Source organism: Campylobacter sp. BCW_6461, from assembly GCF_001762735.1.
Taxonomy (GTDB): domain Bacteria; phylum Campylobacterota; class Campylobacteria; order Campylobacterales; family Campylobacteraceae; genus Campylobacter_D; species Campylobacter_D jejuni.
On record NZ_MJXJ01000010.1, the window covers coordinates 161,774 to 185,689 of the forward strand.

General features: G+C 30.5%; 21 protein-coding genes and 2 pseudogenes. 11 read left to right on the forward strand and 12 right to left on the reverse strand.

Features of this window, described 5'->3' with window-relative positions:
• Positions 1-71: 71 nt before the first annotated feature.
• Positions 72-1,220 carry a carboxynorspermidine decarboxylase gene (gene nspC, locus AJ882_RS02035; protein ID WP_002867225.1) on the reverse strand — a complete coding sequence of 383 codons (1,149 nt, stop codon included), beginning with the start codon at positions 1,218-1,220 and terminating at the stop codon, positions 72-74.
• Positions 1,221-1,343: 123 nt separating this feature from the next.
• Here nspC and cueO point away from each other — a divergent pair, with 123 nt between their 5' ends.
• Genes cueO through AJ882_RS02060 form a run of 5 tightly spaced genes read left to right on the forward strand, consistent with a single transcriptional unit; the run spans position 1,344 to position 5,158 of the window.
• The gene (gene cueO, locus AJ882_RS02040) at positions 1,344-2,885 is read left to right on the forward strand and encodes a multicopper oxidase CueO (protein WP_002869803.1); all 1,542 of its coding nucleotides are present in this window, start codon (positions 1,344-1,346) and stop codon (positions 2,883-2,885) included.
• A 1-nt stretch (position 2,886) separates the two neighbouring features.
• Entirely contained in the window at positions 2,887-3,108 is a 222-nt protein-coding gene (locus AJ882_RS02045; RefSeq protein WP_002779488.1) for a MoaD/ThiS family protein, read from the forward strand.
• On the forward strand, positions 3,109-3,552 hold the full coding sequence (locus AJ882_RS02050; protein ID WP_002867223.1) for a molybdopterin synthase catalytic subunit: 444 nt from the start codon (positions 3,109-3,111) through the stop codon (positions 3,550-3,552).
• Positions 3,549-3,965: a GyrI-like domain-containing protein gene (locus AJ882_RS02055; protein WP_002869804.1), complete on the forward strand. Its 417-nt coding sequence runs from the start codon at positions 3,549-3,551 to the stop codon at positions 3,963-3,965. Before AJ882_RS02050 ends, AJ882_RS02055 begins: the two co-directional genes overlap by 4 nt.
• A gap of 2 nt (positions 3,966-3,967) precedes the next feature.
• The gene (locus tag AJ882_RS02060; RefSeq protein ID WP_002912466.1) at positions 3,968-5,158 is read left to right on the forward strand and encodes a molybdopterin molybdotransferase MoeA; all 1,191 of its coding nucleotides are present in this window, start codon (positions 3,968-3,970) and stop codon (positions 5,156-5,158) included.
• A 365-nt stretch (positions 5,159-5,523) separates the two neighbouring features.
• Here the strand turns inward: AJ882_RS02060 and cas2 are convergent, their stop codons facing one another.
• From cas2 to cas9, 3 genes and pseudogenes are all read right to left on the reverse strand, one after another.
• The gene (gene cas2 / locus AJ882_RS02065) at positions 5,524-5,955 is read right to left on the reverse strand and encodes a CRISPR-associated endonuclease Cas2 (RefSeq protein ID WP_002780988.1); all 432 of its coding nucleotides are present in this window, start codon (positions 5,953-5,955) and stop codon (positions 5,524-5,526) included.
• A complete protein-coding gene (gene cas1, locus AJ882_RS02070) occupies positions 5,948-6,838 on the reverse strand; it encodes a type II CRISPR-associated endonuclease Cas1 (RefSeq protein ID WP_002799307.1) in 891 nt (296 codons plus the stop codon). Before cas1 ends, cas2 begins: the two co-directional genes overlap by 8 nt.
• Positions 6,835-9,788 (reverse strand): annotated as a pseudogene (gene cas9 / locus AJ882_RS02075) (type II CRISPR RNA-guided endonuclease Cas9). Before cas9 ends, cas1 begins: the two are co-directional and overlap by 4 nt.
• A 173-nt stretch (positions 9,789-9,961) precedes the next feature.
• On the opposite strand from cas9, the pseudogene dcuC reads away from it, so the two are divergent.
• A pseudogene (gene dcuC, locus AJ882_RS09180) lies at positions 9,962-11,395 on the forward strand (C4-dicarboxylate transporter DcuC).
• 19 nt (positions 11,396-11,414) lie between these two features.
• Here the strand turns inward: dcuC and purM are convergent.
• A complete protein-coding gene (gene purM, locus AJ882_RS02085; protein ID WP_002867219.1) occupies positions 11,415-12,404 on the reverse strand; it encodes a phosphoribosylformylglycinamidine cyclo-ligase in 990 nt (329 codons plus the stop codon).
• 60 nt (positions 12,405-12,464) lie between these two features.
• Here purM and coaE point away from each other — a divergent pair, with 60 nt between their 5' ends.
• From coaE to AJ882_RS02100, 3 genes are read left to right on the forward strand one after another with little or no spacing between them, the layout of a single operon-like run.
• A complete protein-coding gene (gene coaE / locus AJ882_RS02090; RefSeq protein WP_002860686.1) occupies positions 12,465-13,070 on the forward strand; it encodes a dephospho-CoA kinase in 606 nt (201 codons plus the stop codon).
• Positions 13,067-13,816, forward strand: coding sequence for a diaminopimelate epimerase (gene dapF, locus AJ882_RS02095; protein ID WP_002867218.1), 750 nt, complete (start codon positions 13,067-13,069; stop codon positions 13,814-13,816). Before coaE ends, dapF begins: the two co-directional genes overlap by 4 nt.
• Complete coding sequence (locus AJ882_RS02100) at positions 13,791-14,522, forward strand: glucosaminidase domain-containing protein (RefSeq protein WP_002855377.1); 732 nt, start codon at positions 13,791-13,793, stop codon at positions 14,520-14,522. The genes dapF and AJ882_RS02100 overlap by 26 nt, the downstream gene beginning before the upstream one ends.
• Here the strand turns inward: AJ882_RS02100 and AJ882_RS02105 are convergent.
• The 7 genes from AJ882_RS02105 to tupB all read right to left on the reverse strand — a co-directional run bounded on the left by AJ882_RS02105 (position 14,519) and on the right by tupB (position 22,112).
• Positions 14,519-15,556, reverse strand: coding sequence for a DUF4143 domain-containing protein (locus AJ882_RS02105; protein ID WP_002867217.1), 1,038 nt, complete (start codon positions 15,554-15,556; stop codon positions 14,519-14,521). The two genes, AJ882_RS02100 and AJ882_RS02105, sit on opposite strands and share 4 nt — an antisense overlap.
• Positions 15,557-15,620: 64 nt before the next feature.
• Positions 15,621-16,070 carry a Dps family protein gene (locus AJ882_RS02110; protein ID WP_002851546.1) on the reverse strand — a complete coding sequence of 150 codons (450 nt, stop codon included), beginning with the start codon at positions 16,068-16,070 and terminating at the stop codon, positions 15,621-15,623.
• 126 nt (positions 16,071-16,196) lie between these two features.
• Positions 16,197-17,417, reverse strand: a complete 1,221-nt coding sequence (locus AJ882_RS02115; protein WP_002860682.1) for a glucose-6-phosphate isomerase — start codon at positions 17,415-17,417, stop codon at positions 16,197-16,199.
• Complete coding sequence (gene galU, locus AJ882_RS02120; RefSeq protein WP_002860681.1) at positions 17,411-18,235, reverse strand: UTP--glucose-1-phosphate uridylyltransferase GalU; 825 nt, start codon at positions 18,233-18,235, stop codon at positions 17,411-17,413. Before galU ends, AJ882_RS02115 begins: the two co-directional genes overlap by 7 nt.
• 81 nt (positions 18,236-18,316) lie before the next feature.
• Positions 18,317-20,290 carry an acetate--CoA ligase gene (gene acs / locus AJ882_RS02125; RefSeq protein WP_002867878.1) on the reverse strand — a complete coding sequence of 658 codons (1,974 nt, stop codon included), beginning with the start codon at positions 20,288-20,290 and terminating at the stop codon, positions 18,317-18,319.
• A gap of 138 nt (positions 20,291-20,428) precedes the next feature.
• Positions 20,429-21,424: a tungstate ABC transporter ATP-binding protein TupC gene (gene tupC / locus AJ882_RS02130; protein ID WP_002867877.1), complete on the reverse strand. Its 996-nt coding sequence runs from the start codon at positions 21,422-21,424 to the stop codon at positions 20,429-20,431.
• A 1-nt stretch (position 21,425) separates the two neighbouring features.
• Entirely contained in the window at positions 21,426-22,112 is a 687-nt protein-coding gene (gene tupB, locus AJ882_RS02135) for a tungstate ABC transporter permease TupB (RefSeq protein WP_002867876.1), read from the reverse strand.
• 78 nt (positions 22,113-22,190) lie between these two features.
• Here tupB and tupA point away from each other — a divergent pair, with 78 nt between their 5' ends.
• Both tupA and AJ882_RS02145 read left to right on the forward strand, forming a co-directional pair.
• Positions 22,191-23,000, forward strand: a complete 810-nt coding sequence (tupA, locus tag AJ882_RS02140; protein ID WP_002867875.1) for a tungstate ABC transporter substrate-binding protein TupA — start codon at positions 22,191-22,193, stop codon at positions 22,998-23,000.
• 141 nt (positions 23,001-23,141) lie between these two features.
• Positions 23,142-23,909 carry a LamB/YcsF family protein gene (locus AJ882_RS02145; protein WP_002860678.1) on the forward strand — a complete coding sequence of 256 codons (768 nt, stop codon included), beginning with the start codon at positions 23,142-23,144 and terminating at the stop codon, positions 23,907-23,909.
• Positions 23,910-23,916 lie beyond the last annotated feature (7 nt).

Below are 23,916 nucleotides of genomic sequence, written 5' to 3' on the forward strand. Positions count from 1 at the left end.
CTTTGCATAAAATTTATATCTTTGATTCTCTTCCAAATAAAATTAACATTTTATGCAAATTATAAATAATACTAATTTCTTAAAGAATAATCCTTATAAGAAAATTCTCTTATCATTTGAAGTTCATTTTTTGCATTTAAAAGCATGAGATTTGGAAGTCTTATACCATTAAAAGTTGTGTTTTTCACAATGGTGTAATGAATTTGATCTAAAAAAACAATTTTATCGCCGATTTTAAGCTTTTTATCAAAGGCATATTCTCCCATTACATCACCTGCTAAACAAGTATTTCCGGTTAGTAAATAGGAAAATTCGTTTTCTTTTAAGTCTGAAATTTTTTCATTTTCTCTCGTGGCTAAAATTCTAGCATTTAAAACTTCACTTGTATAAGGCATGATGATAGTATCTGGCATATGTGCTTCGCTTGAAGTATCTAAAATAGCAATTTGTTTTTCATTTTCTATGATATCTACTACACTAGCAACCAAATTTCCTGTTTGCCAACCCACTGCTTCACCTGGTTCAAGATAAACTTGTACACCATATTTATCGCTGAAATTTTTACACAAAGCAATAAGTTTTTCAACATCATAGCCTTTTTTGGTGATGTGATGTCCTCCTCCAAAATTCACCCATTTCATTTGCCCTATCCATTTACCAAATTTCTCCTCAAAAGCCTTTAAAACAGCCTCTAAAGCATCAGCACTTTCTTCGCAAAGTGCGTGAAAATGAAGTCCTTCTATAGCATTTAAATCCACATTTTCAAAATCTTTAGCACGAATTCCAAGTCTTGAGTATCTTCCACAAGGATTGTAAAGTTCTTTTGGGGCTAGAGAAAATTCAACATTACAACGAAGACCTAAGGAATTTTTTTGTGTTTTAGCTTGAAATTTATGAAATTGAGCTAAAGAGTTAAACACTATATGATGAGATAAACTGGCTATTTCACCTATTTCATCTTCTTTAAAAGCAGGCGAATAAGTATGAATTTCTTTATCCATGTATTCTTTAGCAAATTTTGCTTCCCAAAGTCCGCTACAAGTGCAACCTTTTAGGTATTCTCCGACAATTTTCATAGCTCCTGAAAAAGCAAAACCTTTTAAAGCTAAAAGCACTTTAGCACCACTTTTTTCACCAACACTTGCTAAAAGCTCACAATTTTTTCTTAATTTATCTTCTTCTAAAATATAAGCTGGAGTTTGAATTTTTTCATAAAACATTATTTTTCCTTGATTAAATTGCTAAAATCATAACAAAATTAAACCAAATTTTCAAAATAAATATTTACTAAAACTAAAAAAATAATGACTATAATATAAAAAATCAAGCAAAAGGAAAAACTAATGAATAGAAGAAATTTTTTAAAATTTAATGCACTTACTCTAGCAAGTATGGGTGTAGCCTATGCAAATCCTATGCACGATATGCACTCCATGCATAAAAATCATTCTATAAATCATGACTTAGATACTTCTTTTATAAACTTTGCTCCAAAAAATTTAAAGCTTTTAGATCCAAAACAATTCCCCCAAGGAGAAATTTTAAAAGCCTTGCCTTTACTCAAAAATGAAAGTAAAGAAAAAAATATTTTTCGTGCTACCCTAGAAATCAAAGAAAATCATATAGAGCTTATCAAAGGTAAAAAAACCTTATTTTATACTTACAATGGCCTCGTGCCTGCTCCAAAAATAGAAGTTTTTGAAGGAGATAAACTTGAAATTTTAGTCAAAAACAAACTCAAAGAAGCTACAACTATACATTGGCATGGCGTTCCTGTGCCACCTGATCAAGATGGAAGCCCACATGATCCTATCTTAGCAGGAGAAGAAAGAATATATCGTTTTGAAATTCCTCAAGATAGCGCAGGAACTTACTGGTATCATCCACATCCTCATTATACGGCTTCTAAACAAGTTTTTATGGGTTTAGCAGGGGCTTTTGTGATCAAAGCAAAAAAAGATGCTTTAAGTCATTTAAAAGAAAAAGATTTGATGATTAGCGATTTGCGTCTTGATGAAAACGCTCAAATTCCAAACAACAACCTAAATGATTGGCTTAATGGTAGAGAAGGAGAATTTGTACTCATCAATGGACAATTCAAACCTAAAATCAAACTCGCCACAAACGAACGCATACGCATTTATAATGCTACTGCAGCAAGATATTTAAATTTACGCATACAAGGAGCTAAGTTTATACTTGTTGGTACTGATGGTGGACTTATAGAAAAAGCTATTTATAAAGAAGAACTTTTCTTAAGTCCTGCTTCTCGTGTAGAAGTTTTAATCGACGCTCCAAAAGATGGGGAATTTAGACTAGAAAGTGCTTATTATGATAGGGATAAAATGATGGTAGAAGAAGAACCTAATACCCTATTTTTAGCTAGTATTAGCCTAAAAAAAGAAAAATTAGAACTTCCAAAAAATTTAAAAATTTTCAAACCTTTAGAAGAACCTAAGGAATTTAAAGAAATAATCATGAGTGAAGATCATATGCAAATGCATGGAATGATGGGAAAAAGTGAAAATGAATTAAAAATCGCTCTTGCGTCTATGTTTTTAATCAATGGCAAAAGCTATGATTTAAAACGCATTGATTTAAGCTCCAAGCTTGGAGTAGTTGAAGACTGGATAGTGATAAATAAATCTCACATGGATCATCCTTTCCACATACACGGCACGCAATTTGAACTCATCTCATCAAAACTCAATGGCAAAGTTCAAAAAGCCGAATTTAGAGCCTTCAGAGATACTATAAATGTGCGTCCTAATGAAGAGTTAAGACTTAGAATGAAACAAGATTTTAAAGGACTTAGAATGTATCATTGCCATATTTTAGAACATGAAGATTTAGGAATGATGGGAAATTTAGAAGTAAAGGAATAAAATGGTAAAAGTGGAATTTTTAGGCCCTATAAATAAAGAAAATTTAGAACTTGAAGTAAAAAATTTAAAAGAATTAAAAGAAATTTTGCAAAAAGATGAGAGTTTAAAAGAATGGCTAGAACTTTGTGCTGTATCTTTAAATGATGAAATCATTTTTGATGAAAACACCAAGTTAAAAGATGGTGATAAAATAGCACTTTTACCGCCAGTTTGTGGAGGCTAAATGAAACATTTTACACTTTATCAAGGCTCTTTAGATATTCCTAAAATTTATAGCCAATGGTATGAATTTTCCAAGGATAAAAACTGCGGTGCTTTACTGACTTTTTGTGGTATTGTGCGTGAAGAAGGAGGTATTGAGGCACTTAGTTTTGATATTTATGAACCGCTTTTAAAAAAATGGTTTGATGAGTGGCAAAAAAGAGTAGATTTTGATGGTATTAGCTTGCTTTTTGCTCACTCTATAGGCGATGTGGCGGTTCATGAAAGCTCGTATTTTGCAGGAATTTTAAGCAAACAAAGAAAATTAGGACTTAAACTTCTTAATGAATTTGTTGAAGATTTTAAAGCAAGTGCACCCATTTGGAAGTATGATGTGATAAACAAAGAAAGAATTTATGCCAAAGAAAGATCAACCAAACTTTGCGGTGCAGGACTTTTAAAATGATACAAGAAATAGAAGAATTTAGTATTTATGGAGTAAGCGTTAAAACTGATGAGGAACTTGAGAGCGATTTAAACAGCTCTTTAATTTTTCCTTTGTGGAAAAAATTTCATAGCATCTTTGGTGCGCCCGATGAAATTTATAGCGTGTATTATGATTATAAAAACACTCACAAGTTAGAGTATAAAATTTGTGTGGGTATGAAAAATCCTCACGAAAAAGGCGAAAAAATTTGTATAAAAGGTGGCAAATACATGCTTTTTGAAGACTCTGGAAAACCTGAAATCATTGCCCCAAAACTTTGGCAAAATATCAATGAATTTTTTAAAAATTCAAGTCTCCAAAGAAAATTTGACACAGATTTTGAATTTTATACAACAAACAAGACTCAAATTTATATCAGTATGAAGGAATAAAGATGCTAATGTCTTATGAAGAAAGTTTAAAAATTTTACACTCTCATATCAAAACCTATGAAAAGATTGAAAAAATAGCTCTTACAGAGTGTTTAGGACGCATTTTAGCTCAAGACATAAAAGCCCCTAAAAATCAGCCTGAATTTCCAACCTCGGCTATGGATGGTTATGCGATCAAATTTGAAGATCAAGACAAGCCTTTAAAAATTTTAGGCCTCACACCTGCGGGCACTATGCCACAATTTAGCGTACAAAATGGCACTTGTGTAAAAACCTTTACAGGCTCACTCATGAGCGAAGGAAGCGATACTTTAGTCCCTGTTGAAAATATACGCATAGAAAATGATACTCTTTTTATAGAAAAAAAAGTTCCCCAAGCTTTTGCCGTGCGTGCGGTAGGAGAAAACTATAAAAAAGATGAAATTTTACTCAAAAAAGGCACAAAGTTAAATTATAGCGAGATAGCTCTTTTAGCTGAACTTGGATTTTTTCACATTAGTGTGTTTATAAAGCCTATTGTAGGGGTTTTAAGTAGTGGAAGTGAGATCAAAGATCTAGGAGAAGCCTTGGAAAATCCTGCTCAAATCCGCTCTTCAAATCATATCGCCATAGCTAATTTAGCTAAAAATTTAAATTGCGATACAAGGGTTTTTCCTCTTTTAAAAGATGATGAGAAAGCCACTTTTTCCACCCTTGAAAGTGCTTTGCAAAGTTGTGATATTTTGGTTACAACGGGCGGGGTTTCTATGGGAGATTTTGACTTTTTAAAAAAAGCCATCAAAGAATACGAAATCATCATCGATAAAGCCGACATAAAACCAGGTAGACATATCAAAATAGCTAAGGCTAATGAAAAATTCATCATCGCCTTACCAGGTTTTCCTTACTCGGCTATGGTAATGTTTAATCTTTACGCAAGAGAGATTTTAAACTCTTGGTTACTTCAGCCTAAAGACTATATTTGCAAAGCCTTTTTACAAGGAAGTTACAAGAAAAAAACACCTTATTTGGAATTTGTCGCTTGTAACATAAAGTTTGAAAATGGACGCATTTTAGCCAATCTTGAAGGCAAAAAAGAAGGCTCTAGTGCGATTATAAACAATCTTAACAATAAAGCTGCCCTTATGGTGGCGCCAAAAGAATGTGAAATTTTAGAAAATGAAAGTTTAGTGGATATTATCTTTATGCCTTAAAATTATTTAAATAATTTTATTTCGATTTTAATCAACCCTAAATTTCAATAAGTTTCAAATTCGCAACCTCCTTTTAGTGGAGTAATTAGCCCTAGCGGAGTTTCAATCCACTAGGGTTTATTTTAGTCCCTTTTTAAATTTCTTTATGGTAAAATTCTAAAATTGTTTCATTTTCATTAGTAGCTGTTTTAGTCCCTTTTTAAATTTCTTTATGGTAAAATAGATATTTACCAGATAATGAAAATTTCGGGGTTTTTTCATGAAAAATAGCAAAAATTATGCTATAATCTCATAAGAAATTTAAAAAGGGACTAAAATAAAGAGTTTGCGGGACTCTGCGGGGTTACAATCCCCTAAAACCGCTTTTAAAATTCAAATAAATTTTGCTGATGATATTTTTCTTGTTTTTTGTTTAGTTGTATTTCTTCATTATTTGAATTTTTGTATTTAAATTCTCCATGACTATCTATATCAAAAAGTGTTAAATTGGTTTCGTTATTAACTTTTTCATTAAAAACTATGCCACCAAGCAAAAGCTCCATTTTATCAAATTGCTTTTCAGTGATGATTAAAGCCCTTACATTTCCATAAGGTGGCAAAATCTTTTTTACATTTTCAATAGAACTTTTTGCAGAACTTAAACCCTTGCAAATACGCATATAAACGCTAAATTGCAGCATAAAATAACCTAATTTTATAAGATTGTTTCTAAATTTACTTGCTAGTTTTTGCTCTTTTTTACTTTTAGTAGGTACATCAAACATCAAAAGCACGCGCATAAATTTATCTTCAATCATCAAATTTCACTATCTTTAGTTCATCTTCATACAATAAAGCATTTTTAAAATTTGCCACATAATGATTTATCGCTCTGTTTAAAGGATAATTTTGCCCATCAAAATTGATTTTGCTTTGTAAATTGCCAATCAACGCTCTTTTGTCATCTTTGCTTAAAAACTCACTTTCACCCTTAAGCTTTAAAACACAATCATCAACACTAGCCCTAAACACTTCTATCAAATCATCACAAAGCGCAAAAGAATTATAAATATTATCGTGCTTAATGCCAAGCCAAGGCAAAAGCCCACTTATACAAACTGCTCTAATAATACAAGCCCTAATGATTGCATAGCCATAATTTAAAGCAGAATTTTCAAAGCAAAGCTCATCTCTTGAAAAAGAAGTCCCAAACAAAGTTTTAAAATAAAGCGCCGCCGCAACAGCTTCAATATTTTTACTATCATTTAAGCTTACTTTTTTAGCCAAATTTATAAGCTCATTGCTTTGCTCTATTTTATTGTATTTTTTTAAGATAAAGGCTTGATTTAGGATTTTATTTTTAATGATTTTTTGCCATAAAATAGCCTTTTTTTGAGCACTTACATTCATTTGCTCTTTTGCGATTTTTGCACTTTGAAAATGCCCTAAAAAAGGAGTAAAAACACCATTTATACTATGAGTTTCATCGCAGGTTAGCAAGATGATTTTATGCCTTGCAAAAGCGTTAAAAAGTGCGGAACTAATGCTTACTTGTAAGCTTTCTAAAACGATGATATTTATATCTTTTAAAAACAATTTGGCTATATTTTCATCTTGCTTAATCACAAGATGATTTAGCTCTAAATTTAGCTTGGCATTAGAGCTAATAAGCAGTGTTTTAAAAGCTTCATCGTAACTCATTTTTTAAAATCTTCTCTTTGTCTAAACTCAGCCTTTGTAACTTCCCCAAGTGCTGAAACTATGTATTTTTCAAATACTTTTAGATTTTGAATTCCTATGCTTTTTGCGATTACTTCTTTTTCATTTGCATTTTTAAACAATATTTTTTGATTTTTGCTTAGCGTTTCAAATTTATTATCGTGTTTTGAAACAATCAAACTAACAGTAGAGCTTGTAAAAGCATTATAATAAACAAATTCTGGCTCTTGCATATCTTTAGTTTGAATTAAAATCAAACTATCTTTGTATAAAGAAAAGCAAAACTCATAATTTTCATCCATTAAAATCCAGTCTTTTATCTCACCTTTTTTACTTCGTGCTACAGCTTTATTTGGTAATACTTTTAAAGCAAAATCCATAGTATAAATTGGCACAGCATAAAATTTATTTGTCTTTTTGTGTTTAAAAATATCCACTCTAAACATATCGCCATTTTTAACTATTTTACCATTTACTTTGCGGATTTTACCAAGCTCTAGGGCTTTTAAAACTCCTTCTTTTCCGCCGTATGATTGATAGAATTCTTCTTCTTTTCTAAATGTTTCTTCATGTAAAGCTCCGCTTGGCTTTTTTCTCTCAGGTTTTGAGACAAAAATTTCATCAATTTTATCTAAAACCTTTTGCCTAAAACCACTAAAAGGCTCAAAAAACTTCCTTTTGTTTTTATAATCTAATTCACTATTTTTTTTGCATAAAGTTCTGCACTGTTGCTTTCTTGCTCTTTTTTAAAATCTGAAAAAGCCTTTACGATAGAGTTGTTTGCATAAGCAATAATTACTGCATCGATGGCGTGATGAAGATGGTTATTTCTATCCTTAGCGCTAAAGCCCCAAGTGTGTCTTAAAGCCGATGTAAGCATACCGCTTTTTGCTTCTACATGCACTTTTGAGCCTTTTTGTGTGTCGTTTAACTTTGTATTTTCATCATCGCTTAAAGGTAAAAAATCTAAATAATCTTTAGTGTAGTTTAAAACAAGCCTTGCGATGTAGCGAGTATCGTTTAGATTTCTATCTTTAAAGTCTTTTTGCTCTTTGTCTTTGTAATTTTTATCTAAAATTCTTTTTTGCTTTTTAGTAGGTAAATTTTTTGCTAAAACTTCAATTTTCTGCCATTTTGCACTATCATTGCCAAAGGCTTCAAAGGGGGTTTGATTAAGTTTTTCTTGATTTTGCTTGGTAAAAACTAAAACTTTATTCATATAAGAATCATCAAAACTTCTAGAATAAGGGTAAATGTGATCAATTTCAAGCATTTTTTCATCTTGCAAATCACTAATTTTAATCTTTTCTCCACTATAAGCACAAAATTCTTTTTGTTCTTTAAATAATCTTAATTTTAAAATATTTTTGCTATTTATTTTTAAGCCTAGTTTTTCACATTCAAGTTCGGCGTCTTTTTTGGCCTTGTAGTTTTCATTTTGCTCTTTTTCTATTTTAGCTCTTTGGCTGTAATTTTTACCTACTTCTCTTGCTAATTCAATGTTTATTTTATGCACTTTGCCGTATTTTTTAAGTAAAGCATTTAAGACCTTTCTGTATTCTTTAATCGCTCTTAAAACCACAGGATTAGTTACCTCATCTTTATAATAAGTTTCATTAAATGCGGGTAAAAAATCTTTTTTATCTTCATTGATTGCTACTTTTAAATTAAGCTCATTACAAGCTTCATCGTATTTTTTACCTTCAAGCATTAAAGGAGTGATAAGTTTTAAGGCTTTAAAACTTATATTTAAATGGTCTTTAAATTCCAATTTGCTTAAACTATCAATTTGATTTTGATTTAAATCATATTTTGCTAAAGCCTTTTTAAGCTTAATCTCATCTTTTATAAGGGTAATATCTTTTGCTATTTCATTTAAATCATCTTGGCTTAAACTATGATCACCTAAGGCTTTTATAAATTCTTTATATTTTTTAAACTCAATAAAATAAGTTCCTTTTTCCCCTTTAAATTCATAATCATCGCTTAAGCCCAAAAGCTTTTTTGTTTGTTTATAAGTTAGAGTGCCGTTTTTTAAAACTTCATTCAAAAGGGCGTTTAAATCATCTTTTGTATATAAAATTCCTTCAGTATTTTTAAGATTGTTTAAAAGATTGATAATTCTTGTAAGTGCTACAAACATAAAAGCTAAGGGCGAATTTTTTGGCGCTCTTTTTTCATCGGTAAAAAAACTACAATTTCCCACCAAATGAGAAAAATCTTTTAAAGCCCTTTTATAAAATGCTACACTAAGCACCTCTTCTTCAAATTTTTTTGAAAAAGAAAAGCCAAATTCTCTTTGTTTTTTAAAAATAAGCTTTAATTCATCTTTTAAAAAACTTTGCGCTATGCAGCGTTCATAACTTTCTTTTTTATTTCTAACATTTGTAAATTCTTTGGAATTTTCTTTGAATTTTTGAAAATACTCTTTATAAAGATACTCGCCCACACTTTGATAATTTGCTAGTTTTTCTTCATTTTGCTTGATAGCTTTTAAAATCGCACCTTTTTCTTTATCATCACTATTTTTAATATCATCATAGCCACGCCTTTTTGCAATATGTAAAATCACTCTTGCAAAATCTTGCTTACTTAAAAGCTCGTTTAAAGCTCTAAATCTTAACTCATAAGGGCTAATTAAAGATCCTTTATAAGCCTTGGCTAAACTTTCATCAAAGCTTTGATAATCTTCGTAATTTAACTTAAATTCATTTGCGATTAAATGTTTTAAGTGATTTAGCCTTGCTTTGCGTCTAGCAAGGCGTTTTCTAGCACTTCTTGCAAGGCGTCTTGGCAAGGCTAAGGATTCTCCTGTTTTGGGATTTTCAGCCTTTGTAAAAATCCTAACTCCACAATCTTTTAACTCATCATTTTCACTAAATGCCCAGCCAATAGAGCTTATTCCTATATCAAATGCCAAAATTCTTGCCACACTAGATCCTTTTTAATATTTATGATTTGTGTATAATTATAATACAAAAATCATTTTTTTAAACAAACATAAACTTTTCAGTAACCAAACTATATATGTTAATTTTATAATACAAAAAACAAGTAATTTTTAAATAAAAAATATTTTTTATTTAAAAATTTAGATAAAATCCAATTTATTGTAAATTCAAGAGACCCTATGCTAATTTTTATGATATACTCAAAAAAATACGATCCCATTTTTGTATTTTTCTTTCAAATATTATCTTGCTTATTTTTGCTTTTTATATCACAGGAACACCTATACCAAAAGCTCCAAGCAGAGAGTATACAAGCTTTTAAATGTTTTACTTGATAGTTATCTTTTATCACAGCGACTTTTAAAAGTCAGCTTTCTGGAGCAGGGCTTATTATCATGAGTGTGGCAGGCTTTACTGCTTACATGAAACATATCAATGCTTCGGCAAAACTTGCTTTTTTAGCAAATAAACCCTCAGGAAAAATCAAAAAATAAATACTTAATTTTAAGTGGAACTTTTGTTATTGGAATGGCTTTAAAAATCGTCATTTCTAGCTATGCTGGATTGCTTTTGTTAGCATGTATTTATCCTGTTTTAATCTCACTTAAAATCCGTCCTATTACAACTGTATGTGCGCTTTCTTTAATTGCACTTGATTATGATCCAAAAGATGGAAATTCAATCAATATGGCAGATATGGTAGGACAAAGTGATAATGTCGTAGGGCTTTTTTTAAATTACCAAATTTATAGTGTGATTGCCTATGTTGTAGTTATTGCCATCTTGATTCCTTTTTATTTTGCTTGGATTGATAAAAGAGATAAAGAAAAAGGTGTTTTAAATGATGAAGTTGAAATTCCGCAAATCATTGATCCTAAATGCCCTACTTTTTTACATACTCTTTCCTTGGTTACCTGTTGTATTTTTATTTATAGCATATTTTTTTACTATCAAGCTCGATGTTGTGAAGCAAATTTTGTAAGAATTTCTTTAGTTTTTCTTGTTGAATTTGCAAGACACAGAAATGCTAGAAAATTAGGCGAAGATATGATGGTGATTTTAAAAGGCTATGGCTAAAATTTTTATCTCAGTCGTAAGCATAATCATCGCCGCTGGAGTATTTGCTGAAGGCATTAAAGCACTTGGTGGAGTTAATATCCTTGCTAACGCGGTTTCAAATCTTGGAACAGGAAATTTTGCATGGTTTGGAATTCTTTTGAGTATAGCTATTTTAAGCTTTTTAGTTTATTTTGCCACAGTGATTATGGGAAGTGGAATTGCTGCTTTTAATGCTTTTGGAAAACTAGCTCCTGATATAGCTACGAAATTAGGCATTGCACCTATTACTCTAGTTTTACCTGTAGAAATTGCATCTTGTTTAGGTCGCGCAGCTTCACCAATAGCAGGCGGAATCATAGCTTTAGCTGGATTTGCAAAAGTAGCTCCAATGGATATTATAAAACGGACCACTCCTCTTTTACTTATCGCTATGCTTGTAAATGTACTTGTAGCCTTTTATCTAGCACAAACCAATCCTTTGCCAAAAGAACAAAACACTACAAAAATAGAACTTAAAATAAAAAAATAAAGCGTATGACGCTTTATTTTCATTCTAAAACAATACCTTCATTAATGCAAATTTCGCCGATAATAAAGGCATCTGAATTTTCTAAAACCTTACTTACATTAGAAGGATCTACAACCATTACTAAACCCACTCCCATGTTAAAGCTTCTATACATTTCGCTTTCTTCTACAGCCTGTCCTATAATATAAAAAATTTCAGGAGTTTTAAGATGGTGTTTGCGTATAGTTGCACCCATGCCACGAGGCAAAACGCGTGGTAAATTTTCTACTAAACCACCCCCTGTAATATGAGCTAGAGCACTAATATAAGGCTTTAATGTAAGAAAATCACGCACATAAATCCTTGTAGGCTCTAATAAAATATCAATTAAATTTTTATCCTCTATCTTGTCATCAAATTTTAATTTTAAACTTTCAAAAAGTACTTTTCTAGCTAAAGAATAACCATTTGAATGAAGTCCTGAACTAGGAAGTGCCAATAAAATATCACCATTTTTAACAAATTTACTTCTATCGATCTCATCTTCTTCAGCCATACCCACTGCAAAACCCGCAAGATCAAAATCATCTTTTGCATACATTCCAGGCATTTCAGCAGTTTCTCCGCCGATTAATGCACAATTTGCCATCTTACATCCCTTGGCAATGCCTGATACAACAGCCTTTGCTACTTCTACTTCAAGTTTAGCTGTAGCATAATAATCTAGAAAAAACAAAGGCGTAGCAAAATTACAAATCAAATCATTCACGCACATTGCTACTAAATCTTGTCCTATAGTATCATATTTTTTAGCATCAATTGCCAAGCGAAGCTTGGTACCAACTCCATCTGTTGCACCTAAAATCACAGGCTTTTTAAAACCGCTTGGCATTCTAAAAGCACCAGCAAAAGAACCAATTCCGCCTACAACATTATCATTAAAAGTTTCTTTAACCAAAGGTTTTATAGCCTCTACAAAGGCATTTCCATTATCTATACTTACGCCTGCATCTTCATATGAAATTTTCATTTATTTTCCTTTAAGAACTAAAAAGGTATTTTAACGAAAAAAGTTTTAATAAGGCATAAGATGAAAAATGCTTTTTTTGTAACCGCTTCAATTGCTTGTGGTAAAAGCACTTTTATAGAAATAGCGAATTCTTTAGGCTTTAAAAGCATTAGCGCAGATAAAATTGCTCATAAAATTTTAGATGAAAATGCTTTAGAACTTGAAAAGATTTTTTCTCCCTTTAACTTAAAAAATTTACTCACAAAAGAAAAGAAAATCGATAGAAAAATCCTTGGAGAAATTGTTTTTAACAACAAAGAAGCTAAAAAAACCTTAGAAAATTTCACTCATCCTAAAATTCGAGCTAAAATTTTAGAACAAATGCAAATTCTAGATAAAGAAAATAAAGCTTTTTTTGTAGAAATTCCTCTTTTTTTTGAAAGCGGTGCTTATGAAAATTTAGGCAAAGTCATTGTAATTTACACACCTAAAGAATTAAGCCTTAAAAGAATCATGCAAAGAGATAAGCTCAGCTTAGAAGCTGCAAAAGTGAGACTTGATTCTCAAATAGATATTGAAGAAAAACTTAAAAAAGCAGATTTTATCATTAAAAATACTAATTCTTATGTCGATTTTAGGCAAGAATGTGTTAAAGTAATACAAGAAATTTCTAAAGGAAAAATGTGAAATTTTATAAATATTGTGCAAGTGGGAATGATTTTGTCATAACAAATGCTGATAGAAAAGAAGATAGAAGTGCTTTAGCTAAAGAACTTTGCAATCGTTATGAGGGCATAGGTGGGGATGGCTTTATCGTGATATTGCCTCATGAAAAATACGACTTTGAATGGGAATTTTATAATAACGATGGCTCAAGGGCTGCTATGTGTGGCAATGGCTCAAGGGCTGCGGCACATTTTGCACATCATATTAACAAAATAAATCCTAACATGAGTTTTTTAACCGGTGCAGGAATAATAAAAGCAAAGGTAAATCAAGATAAAGTTGAAGTATCTTTAGGCAAAATAAAAAGCGTGCAAAATACTTTTGAAGAATTAGGAAAAACTTGGCAACTTTGCGACACTGGAGTTCCACATCTAGTGCATTTTTGTCAAAATTTAGATGAATTTGATACAATACTTTGTCAAAAAATGAGACAAAAATATAATGCCAATGTTAATTTTGTAAAAATTTTAGATGAAAATCATTTAAAAGTTCGTACCTATGAACGCGGAGTTGAAGATGAAACCTTAGCTTGTGGCACAGGAATGGGGGCTTGTTTTTATCTGGCATTTTTAAATAAAAAAGTACAAAATAAAGTTAAAATAACTCCTAAAAGTGGTGAAGAGGTTGGGTTTACATATAAAAATGAAGAATTGTTTTTTGAAGGAAAGGTAAAGTATTGTTTTGAAGCCAATTATAATTTTTCTTAGTCTTTTTCTAATCCCACTTTTTGCTGATGATCTAAAAAATGGCTTTGGAGAGGAATATTACAAACTTGATATAGATCAAAAAAGACAAATTTTTTTTATAAAAATGAATGAAATGTTTGATCAAAGCTTTAAAAAAATTGAACAAGAAAGAGCTTTTATTGAAGCCTTTTTTAAAGATGCTTACAAAACAGGCTTTAGGACTTCAAATCAAACAAATCTTGAAAAACTTATCACGATAAAAAACAAATATCGCATTGAAAATCTTTATGATTTTGCAGAATATAAAAAACGTATTCAAAAAATTCCAAAATCCATGGGTATAGCCCAAGCTTTAGTTGAAAGTGCTACAGGTACAAGTCGCTTCGCAAGAGAAGCAAATAATCTTTTTGGAGAATGGACTTGGGGTGAGAAAGGTTTAATTCCTGATTTAAGACATCCAGATAAAAAACATAAAATTAAGATTTTTGATAGTCTGCAAGATAGTGTTTACTCTTATGTTTTAAATTTAAATCGTCATTTTGCTTATGAAAAGTTTCGCGATGCAAGAGCTAAATTTGCAAGCGAAGGCAAAGAGATAACAGGACTAGAGGCTATTAAAACTTTAGATTCTTATTCTGAACGCAAGGGATATTATATCAATCTTATTACAAAAATCATCAAACGATACAACCTTGAAAAATACGATACAAACTCAAATAACACCTAAAATCCAAGTGAAAATTTATCAAAAGATATGACTTCAAATTTAACCCCTTGCTCAAAAAAACTATCCTCGCTTGAAAGAGTGATAAAAATCACATGAAAAATTCCAAGTTCTAAAGCCTTTGGTAAAATTTTCTTAGTACGTAATTTAATCAAATCAATATCTAAAGTTGGACTTGAAATATAAGCAATTTTAGATATTTGGCTATAAAAGTTAAAGTATTTGTTATAAAAAAAATCTTCTTTAAATTTAAACAACTCGCTTAAAACTAAATTTTCAAATAAATGCGAAAAATCCTTTGAAATACAAAGATTATTTCTTAGGCCAAAATCTTTAAAATAAATCTTTTGAAGTTTTTTTTCATCATGTTTTAAAGTATAGATCACATAAGTATTTTCTAATTTTTTTATAGCTTGATAAACACTATCTTTTGAAGTTTTTAATCTTTTTTTAAGTTCTATAAATATCTTAGAAATACTGATTTGCTGACCCAAATTTAAAGCTAAATACTTTAAAATTTCTAATTCTAAAAGAGTAAAGCTTTGTCTTAGAAGTATGTTTTTTTCTCCAAATTTACTGCGTCCACTTTGTAAAAAAAGACCTACTAAATTATTTATAGGTAAATTTTTCTTACTTACACTAATAAATTCTTCAAAATCAAAATAATCAAGTTCAAGCTCTTCAAACCCATTTATATTTAAATCTTTTATATTTGTACTTAAGATGATGGGAATTTTAATTTTTTCTAAATTAGGGATAAAATCCAAATTATAAAGGCAAAGAATTTTAATTTGTAAATTTTCATTCAGAAAATCAGCAAGTCTTTCTAAACTTTGTTTTTCAAAGCGTGTATCATATAAATCTAAAAACAAAATTTCACTTGCTTTAAATTGAGATAAAAAATTAAAAATAAGTGTTTTTTTACCACAAAATCGTGGGCCTTTTATGATAATATTTGGTTTTGAAATTTGATTTTTTCTTTCATAACTTACTTCAAATTTAGGGTGATTTTCATAAAAAAAATTAAGTACTTTCAATTTTATCCTTTAAAAAAGGATATTATAACCTAGTTTGTATAATTGGGGCATAAAGCCCCTTAAATTACATTTTGCAAGCACCCTGTAAAGTAGCACCTATCATCCAAAGACTTTTTTCATATTTTGCAATATTTTCTTGCGCAAAAGCAGCTGTTGTGGTATCACTTTCTTTTTCTGCTGCTTCATTGAGTTTTTTAAATTCTGCTAAAAGATATTCATAATCTTGTTTGATCAGTTCTATGACTTCAAGCGGAGTAAAGCAATCTTTTGCAACTTTTGGACTTTTTGCATTTTCCATTAAAACTTTTTGGCAAGTGATAGCTTTTTCGCCAAGTTGTAAAACTCTTTCAGCACAACTATCAAAAAGTTCTGCCATTTCTTCATAAGCTTTTTCTGTGTACTCGTGTATAGAAAAAAATTGCAAACCTTTTACATTCCAGTGATAATTATGAAATTTAACCCATAGATGATGAGCATCTGCTTGCATTTGTAATAATTGTTTTGTAACTGACATGATTGACTCCTTTTTTTAATTTTTAAAATTATAACATAAAATTCTTAAATAATAATTATTATTAATTAAAAATTTTTATTATAATTTTAACTTAAAATTATTATACTCTTTTTTAATGAATTTTGATTAAGAATTTAATATATTTTTTAAGATCAACTTTCCAACTTCCACACCAGGTTGATCATAGGTGTTAATCCCTAGCATAACACCGCAAGTTGAAGTAAAAAGTTCATAATAATACATCAAATATCCCGCATGCCAAGCATCAAGTTTTTCAAGTTCTATCACATCAACACTCAAATTTTCAGCGATTAAAGCGTGCATAGTTGCATTACATTGAGCGTTTAAAAGTTCGTGAAGATTGACTTTATTACTTAAAGAATCTAAAAATTTAAAATGAATATCAGGGATAATAGGTGCTTTTTGAGCGTCTTTGATTTTTAAAAAAGTTACAGTTTTATTTTTAGGTCCATCCATAATGAGTTGTAAAAAACTATGCTGATCTCTTGCTCCAATGAGTGCAATAGGAGTTAAACCTATACGTTTATAGCCTTGCTTTTTACCTAAACTTTCAGCAATAAGCTGGATATACCATTCATTAAAGCCTTTAAAAGCATCACTATATGAAAAAAGTACATTGATATTGGCATTTTTGTGTGTGCAATAATGATAGGCTTTTTGTAAAATTTCATCTTTTTTATGAGTAAAAAAATCTTCAAAACAAGCTTTAGCTCCTTCTAAAAGAGCTTTGGCATTATAGCCACAAAAACAAAGCGGAACTATACCTACGGCTGAAAGTATGCTAAAACGACCTCCTACATTTGCAGGGATAAAAAAGCATTTAATACCTAAATTTTCACCTTCTTGATGAAGTTTTGAATCCTTATCGGTAATAAAAACAAAGTATTTTTTTAATTCTTGCATATCAAGTTTAAAATGTTCAATAAGAAGTTTAAAAAGCGATACAACTTCTATAGTACTACCTGTTTTGCTGATGATTAAAAACAAACTTTCCTCAAGCTTGATTTTTTCTAAAGTCTTATTAAAAGAATGTGAACTTGTGTTATCGAGTATAAAAAGTTCTCTTTGGTTGCTTTTTTCATTAAAAAGCATATCACGCAAGGCTTTTACACCACAACTTGAACCACCCATTCCCACTAAAACGATATTTTTTATGTGTTCTTTGTCTTTGATAAAAGCCAAACTCTCATCGATTAAATTCAAACTTGTATCAATAAGATGATAATACCCTATATCTCCACTTTTTACCTCATCATTAATACGATTTGCATAAGAACTTATAGTGTGAATTTCACTTTGCTTAAAAAAAAGTGTATTGTTTAACATTTACTTTTCTCGTAAAAATAATTTGTCGCTTCTACAAAGCCTTCTACACTTCCACAATCAAAGCGTTTTCCTTGAAATTTATAAGCTAAAACCATACCATTAGTTGCTTGAGTTAAAAGCGCATCGGTAAGTTGGACTTCACCATTTTTTCCCGCTTTAGTATTTTCTAAAATTCCAAAAATATCAGGAGTTAAAATATATCTTCCTATGATAGCAAGATTACTTGGAGCTTCATCAGGACTTGGTTTTTCTATCATAGAATTAACCATGATAAGATTTTCTTCTACAAAATTTCCAGAAATTACTCCATAGTTTGAAACTTGCTCTTTTGGTACTTCCATCACAGCTATGATGGTGCAGCGATATTTTTCATAAATTTTTACCATTTGAGCCATAACATTTAAGCCTTCTTCATTAACACACAAATCATCAGCCAAAATTACGCCAAAAGCTTCATCGCCAACCAAAGGTCTACCTTTTAAAACCGCATCACCTAAGCCTTTCATTTGATTTTGTCTTGTAAAAGTAAAGGTACAACGATTGATCAAAGAGCGAATTTCATCAAGTAAGTATTCTTTTTTTGTACCTGAAATTTGATGTTCAAGTTCATAAGAAATATCAAAATAATCCTCCAAAGCTCTTTTTCCACGCCCTGTGACAAATCCCATATTTTCCATTCCTGCTTCTAAAGCTTCATCAACTCCATAATGGATCAAAGGCTTGGTTAAGATAGGTAACATCTCTTTAGGTAAAGTTTTTGTTGCAGGTAAAAATCTCGTCCCATAACCTGCCGCAGGGAAAATACAAGTTTGAAGCATAAAAATTTCCTTTTATTTTTTTATCATTATAGCTTATTTTTATGAATTTTCATGCAACTAGGCAAAGTTCTTTTTACCTTGTTATTCAAACTCTGCCTTAGCTAATTTAACAATGGTTTCTACTACTTTAGAATCTTCAAGTGTTGAAATATCCTGTTTGATTTCTTCACCTCTTGCTATAGTTCTTAAAATTCTTCTCATTATTTTACCACTTCTAGTTTTTGGCAAATCTGGAGTATAAAGAATTTTTTCTATTTTAGCTATAGGTCCTATTTCTACTCTTAAAATGTCATTAAGTTCTTTTAAAGTTTCTATAGCTCCGCCAAGATCACAACTGGATGCAGGACTTAAAACCACAAAAGCAAACAATGACTCGCCCTTAATCGTATCCAAAATACTCACTACAGCTGATTCTGCTACACTTGGATGTTTAGCAATAGCGCTTTCAATTTCAGCCGTTCCTATACGATGTCCTGCAACATTAACCACATCATCTGTTCTTCCTGTGATGGTAATATAACCATTTTTATCATAAAAAGCACCATCGCCACTAAAATATACAGCTTTTCCATCTTTTTTAGCTTGAGAAAAATAACTTTCTATATAGCGTTCATCATTGCCCCAAATTCCACGAATCATCGAAGGCCAAGGTTTAGTTATACAAAGCAACCCATCTTCACCTTCATCTTTTTTATTGCCTTCTTCATCAATAACTTCTGCAAAAATCCCTGGCAAAGGCAAGGTGGCACAACCTGGTTTTAAAGGAGTGGCGCCTGGTAAAGGCGTGATCATATGCCCACCTGTTTCTGTTTGCCACCAAGTATCGACTATAGGACTTTTAGTTCCCCCTATTTCATCATAAAACCACTTCCAAGCACTAGGATTGATAGGCTCTCCAACCGTTCCAAGCACTTCAAGCGTACTTAAATCATATTTTCTTGGCTCATTAGGTGCATCAGCATGAAGCATTCTTATGGCAGTTGGCGAAGTGTAGAATTTGCTTATTTGATACTCTTCTATCATTCTCCACCAACGCCCAGAATTTGGATAAGTAGGAGTTCCTTCATGCATTATAGTCGTTGCTCCACATGCTAAAGGCCCATAAACTACATAAGTATGTCCTGTAATCCAACCCACATCAGCACTACACCAATAATTATCATAATCTTTAATATCAAAAACCCATTCCATAGTCATTTGTGCCCAAAGTATATATCCTGCACTTGCATGCATAACTCCTTTTGGCTTGCCTGTTGATCCTGAAGTGTAAAGCAAAAACAACAAATCCTCACTATCCATAATTTCGGGTTCACACTTATAAGACTCATTTTTCACAAGTTCGTTATAAACATAGTCCCTTCCTTTAATATATTCTATAGGCTCATTATTGCGTATAACTATAAGTACTTTTTCTACACTTTCACACCCTTCACTTAAAGCCTTATCTACTGCAGGTTTTAACATATAAGGTTTGCCACGACGAAAAGCACCATCAGCCGTTACTACAAGTTTAGCTCCTGCATCTATAATTCTATCTCTTAAGGCTTCAGGAGAAAACCCTCCAAATACTACACTATGAATAGCCCCAATCCTTGCGCAAGCTAACATTACTATAGCTGTTTCTGGAATCATAGGCATATAAATTACAACCCTATCGCCTTTTTTTACTCCGAATTTTTTAAGCAAATTGGCCGCCTTGCAAGTTTCATGCAATAATCTTCTATAAGTATAAACTTCATAATCTCCCATTTCACCTTCAAAAATCAAAGCAGCTTTATTGCGTCTTGTTTTCATATGACGATCAAGACATTGATAACTTACATTTAAAGTTCCACCTTCAAACCATTTATAAAATGGAGCTTTATCCTCATTTAACACTCTTGAAAAAGGCGAAAACCACTCGATCTTCTCAAGTGCTTGTCTTTTCCAAAAACCTTCAAAACCTTCCTTGGCTTCATCGCATAAATCATAGTATTCACATAAATTTTTTATACGAGCATTACGAGAAAATTCTTTACTTGGCTTAAAAAGCTCTTGATTATTTTGATTAAGCATAAAAACTCCTTATATGGTTATTTTTAAACATTATATAAGAGTTTATTTGTATTAAATACAAATTTAAAAAATAATTAATATAAATTTTATAAAAAATGGGAATATTTGTAATATTTTATTTAAATTTTATAATGTATGTTAATTTAAGAAACATATTGCATCTTCATAAAAATAAAGACTGAGTTCTTCGTATAATTTTAAATCGAATTTTAAAAATTCTTGTTTTTCTAAGGCAAATTCTAAAATTTTATCCATACAACTTACCCTTATAAAAACATCACTTTTCCTACTTCTAAGTGCTATAATATAACATTTTTCTAAAATAAAATCATAATTATTTTTTGGGATATTTTTAGAATTAAAAAAAGAAATTTTATAAGGATCAATCGCAATTTTACTTGGAGGTTTTTTAAAATCTTTATATTTTTTACAATTACTAAAATCTATAAAATTACAAAATTTCACACCTTGATTTTCTAGTTCAAAAACATTAGTATTTTCAAATTCTAAAATTTCTCCACTGTGTAAATAAAGCTTTTTTTGCGCCAAAGAATCTAAAAAATGTTTATCATGACTTGCGATTAAAAAACCTGTATTGAAATTTTCATGCATTTTAAGAATAGCTTTTTTAAATAAAAGTGTAGTATTTTTATCCAAAAAAGCACTTGGTTCATCAAGTAAATAATACTTCGCTCTTACGCTTAAAGCTATAGCAAAAGCTATTTTTTGACTTTGTCCTGATGAAAGTTCATTAGGATGTTTACTTAAAAGACTTTCATCTAAATTTAAAAACATCAAACTTTCTTTTATGCGTTCTTCAATATCTTCTTTAATCCCATAAGTTTTTAAGGTAAATAAAAAATTTGCCCTTACACTACGATTTAACAAAATAGGCTCTGGAAAAAGCAAATAAATTTCACGCTTTTGTTTATTATTAGGTTTAAAATTTCCAAAATAAGAAATATTTTTTGAAAAATCTCCTTCTAAAAATTTTAATATTCTTAAAAATGTAGATTTTCCACTTCCATTCGCTCCCATTAAGATGCTAATTTTACTTGTATCAAGTTTTAAATTTTTGATTTTTAAAACTTCTTTGTTTTGATAGTTGAAAAAAAGATTAGAAATTTCTATCATTTTATGTTCTTTTGAGTTTGTGCGTGATGAAATTTAAACAAAAGGCAATGAGAATTAAAACCAAAGCCAAAGCTATACCGCTAGCAAATTCGCCTTTGTTTGTTTCAAGAGAAATAGCTGTGGTTATGGTTCTAGTATCGTATTTGATATTTCCACCTACTATCATCGCTACTCCTACTTCTGCTACAATGCGTCCATAAGCTAGTGCAACGACGCTAATCAAAGCAAAGCGTAATTCATAAATCATCGTTAAAACAAGTTTTAAAGGACTTAGGTGAAAAGATTTTATAAGTAAAAAATGTTTTTTATTCATATTTTCTATCAAATTTGAAAAAAGTGCGATCACTATAGGAAGCGCTAAGATAAACTGCCCTAAAATTAAAGCCTTTATAGTAAAAAGTAGTCCAAATTCTCCCAAAGGTCCTCGACTTGAAATCAGCGCATAAAGTATAAGTCCTACTGCAACTGTTGGAAAAGAGAGGCTAGTATCTATGATAAGTTTTATAAAGCGTTTGATTTTAAAATCAAAAAAGCCTAAGATAAATCCCAAAGGAAAACCTATAAGCAAAGCTAAAACTATAGAAATACTTGAGCTTAAAAGTGTAGTTTTTATAGCTGAAATTACGCTTTCATCAGCATTGAAAAGTAAAAATAAAGCCTGTTTAAAACCATCAAAAATATAATCCAAAAATATCCTTTTTAAAATAAGTAATTTTAGCATAATTATGCTAAAATATTTTTTTATGTAAATTTATAAGGAAAAAAAATGAAAAAAATCATTTCTTTAGCCCTTGCTTTAGCTTTAAGTGCAAGTGCAGCAGAACTTAAAATGGCAACTACAACAAGCACTGACAATACAGGACTTTTAGATGCTCTAAAACCTCTTTATGAAAAAGAAAGTGGCAATACCTTAAAATGGGTTGCCGTAGGAACAGGTGCGGCTTTAAAAATGGGTGAAGATTGCAATGCTGATGTGCTTTTTGTGCATTCTCCAAAGGCTGAAAAAGAATTTATGAAAAAAGACTTTGGCGTAGATAGAACTCCTGTGATGTATAATGATTTTATCATCATCGCAGATAAATCTTTAGCTTCTAAATTTAAAGGTAAAAATTTAAAAGAAAGCTTAGAACTTATCAAAAATGAAAAGCTTACTTTCATCTCAAGAGGTGATAAATCAGGCACTGACAATAAAGAAAAAAGCCTTTGGAAAAATCTTGGTGGTGTTCCTGAAAAGCAAAGCTGGTATCAACAAAGCGGACAAGGTATGTTAGCAAGCATTAAAATCGCTGAAGAAAAAAAAGGTGTGATTTTAACCGATCGTGGTACTTATATCAAATATGAAGCCAATGAAAAAGGCAAACCAAACTTAGTTATTGTAAATGAAGGCGATGATAGTCTTAAAAATTTTTATTCTGTTATAGCGACAAATCCTAAGCATTGTAAAAATGTAAATTATACAGAAGCTAGTAAATTTATCAAATGGGTAACAAGTGATAAGACTTTAAATTTCATTGCTGATTTTAAACTTCTTAATAAACCTTTATTTGTAATTGATGCAAAAACAAGAAAAGACTAAAAATTAAGCAGGTTTTAACCTGCTTAAAATATCATTTTTTACTTATTGTAACTTTTTTATTTATTTTTCAAAACTTTTAGTTTATTTAAAATTCTTCTTTAGATATAATAAAATCAATAATTAAATATACAAGGTCAAATAATGTTCAAAGTGGATTTAAATAGTGATTTAGGGGAAAGTTTTGGCGCCTATAAAATGGGAATGGATGAAGAAATTTTAAAATTTGTAAGTTCAGTAAATGTCGCTTGTGGCTTTCATGCGGGTGATCCTTGCGTGATGGATGAAACCTTAAATTTAGCCAAGCAAAATGGTGTTTGCATAGGAGCACATCCATCTTATCCTGATCTTTTGGGTTTTGGAAGACGCAATATGCAAATAAGCTTTGAAGAGGCTAAAAACTATGCCTTGTATCAACTAGGAGCTTTATTTGGCTTTGCTAAGGCAAAAGGTATGAAAATACAGCATTGTAAAGCCCATGGGGCGCTTTATAATATGGCAGCTATTGATGAAAATTTAGCCTTAGCACTTTGTGAGGCAGTGGCGAGTTTTGATGAAAATATTATTTTTCTAGGGCTTAGTAATTCTGCTATGAATGAAGCAGCTAAGAAAAAGGGTTTAAGATATGCTAATGAAGTTTTTGCGGATCGTGCCTATAATGATGATGGCACTTTAGTTTCAAGAAAATTAGAAGGGGCGTTAATACACGATGAAAATTTAGCTATCAAACGCGTGATAAAAATGATAAAAGAAAGCAAAGTTACAAGCATAAATGGCAAAGAAATTGATTTAAAAGCCGATAGTATTTGTGTTCATGGGGATAATGCAAAAGCTTTAGAATTTGTTAAAAAAATCAAAGAAAATTTAAAAAAAGAGCAAATTCAAATTTGTGCTTTGGAAAATTTTATATAAGTTTTAG

Bases quoted from the DNA above. Each gene is read 5' to 3' on its own strand.
- nspC (WP_002867225.1), bottom strand. From the start codon at position 1,220: ATGTTTTATGAAAAAATTCAAACTCCAGCTTATATTTTAGAAGAAGAT.
- cueO (WP_002869803.1), top strand. From the start codon at position 1,344: ATGAATAGAAGAAATTTTTTAAAATTTAATGCACTTACTCTAGCAAGT.
- AJ882_RS02045 (WP_002779488.1), top strand. From the start codon at position 2,887: ATGGTAAAAGTGGAATTTTTAGGCCCTATAAATAAAGAAAATTTAGAA.
- AJ882_RS02050 (WP_002867223.1), top strand. From the start codon at position 3,109: ATGAAACATTTTACACTTTATCAAGGCTCTTTAGATATTCCTAAAATT.
- AJ882_RS02055 (WP_002869804.1), top strand. From the start codon at position 3,549: ATGATACAAGAAATAGAAGAATTTAGTATTTATGGAGTAAGCGTTAAA.
- AJ882_RS02060 (WP_002912466.1), top strand. From the start codon at position 3,968: ATGCTAATGTCTTATGAAGAAAGTTTAAAAATTTTACACTCTCATATC.
- cas2 (WP_002780988.1), bottom strand. From the start codon at position 5,955: ATGATTGAAGATAAATTTATGCGCGTGCTTTTGATGTTTGATGTACCT.
- cas1 (WP_002799307.1), bottom strand. From the start codon at position 6,838: ATGAGTTACGATGAAGCTTTTAAAACACTGCTTATTAGCTCTAATGCC.
- purM (WP_002867219.1), bottom strand. From the start codon at position 12,404: ATGAAAATTTCATATGAAGATGCAGGCGTAAGTATAGATAATGGAAAT.
- coaE (WP_002860686.1), top strand. From the start codon at position 12,465: ATGAAAAATGCTTTTTTTGTAACCGCTTCAATTGCTTGTGGTAAAAGC.
- AJ882_RS02110 (WP_002851546.1), bottom strand. From the start codon at position 16,070: ATGTCAGTTACAAAACAATTATTACAAATGCAAGCAGATGCTCATCAT.
- AJ882_RS02115 (WP_002860682.1), bottom strand. From the start codon at position 17,417: ATGTTAAACAATACACTTTTTTTTAAGCAAAGTGAAATTCACACTATA.
- galU (WP_002860681.1), bottom strand. From the start codon at position 18,235: ATGCTTCAAACTTGTATTTTCCCTGCGGCAGGTTATGGGACGAGATTT.
- acs (WP_002867878.1), bottom strand. From the start codon at position 20,290: ATGCTTAATCAAAATAATCAAGAGCTTTTTAAGCCAAGTAAAGAATTT.
- tupC (WP_002867877.1), bottom strand. From the start codon at position 21,424: ATGATAGAAATTTCTAATCTTTTTTTCAACTATCAAAACAAAGAAGTT.
- tupA (WP_002867875.1), top strand. From the start codon at position 22,191: ATGAAAAAAATCATTTCTTTAGCCCTTGCTTTAGCTTTAAGTGCAAGT.
- AJ882_RS02145 (WP_002860678.1), top strand. From the start codon at position 23,142: ATGTTCAAAGTGGATTTAAATAGTGATTTAGGGGAAAGTTTTGGCGCC.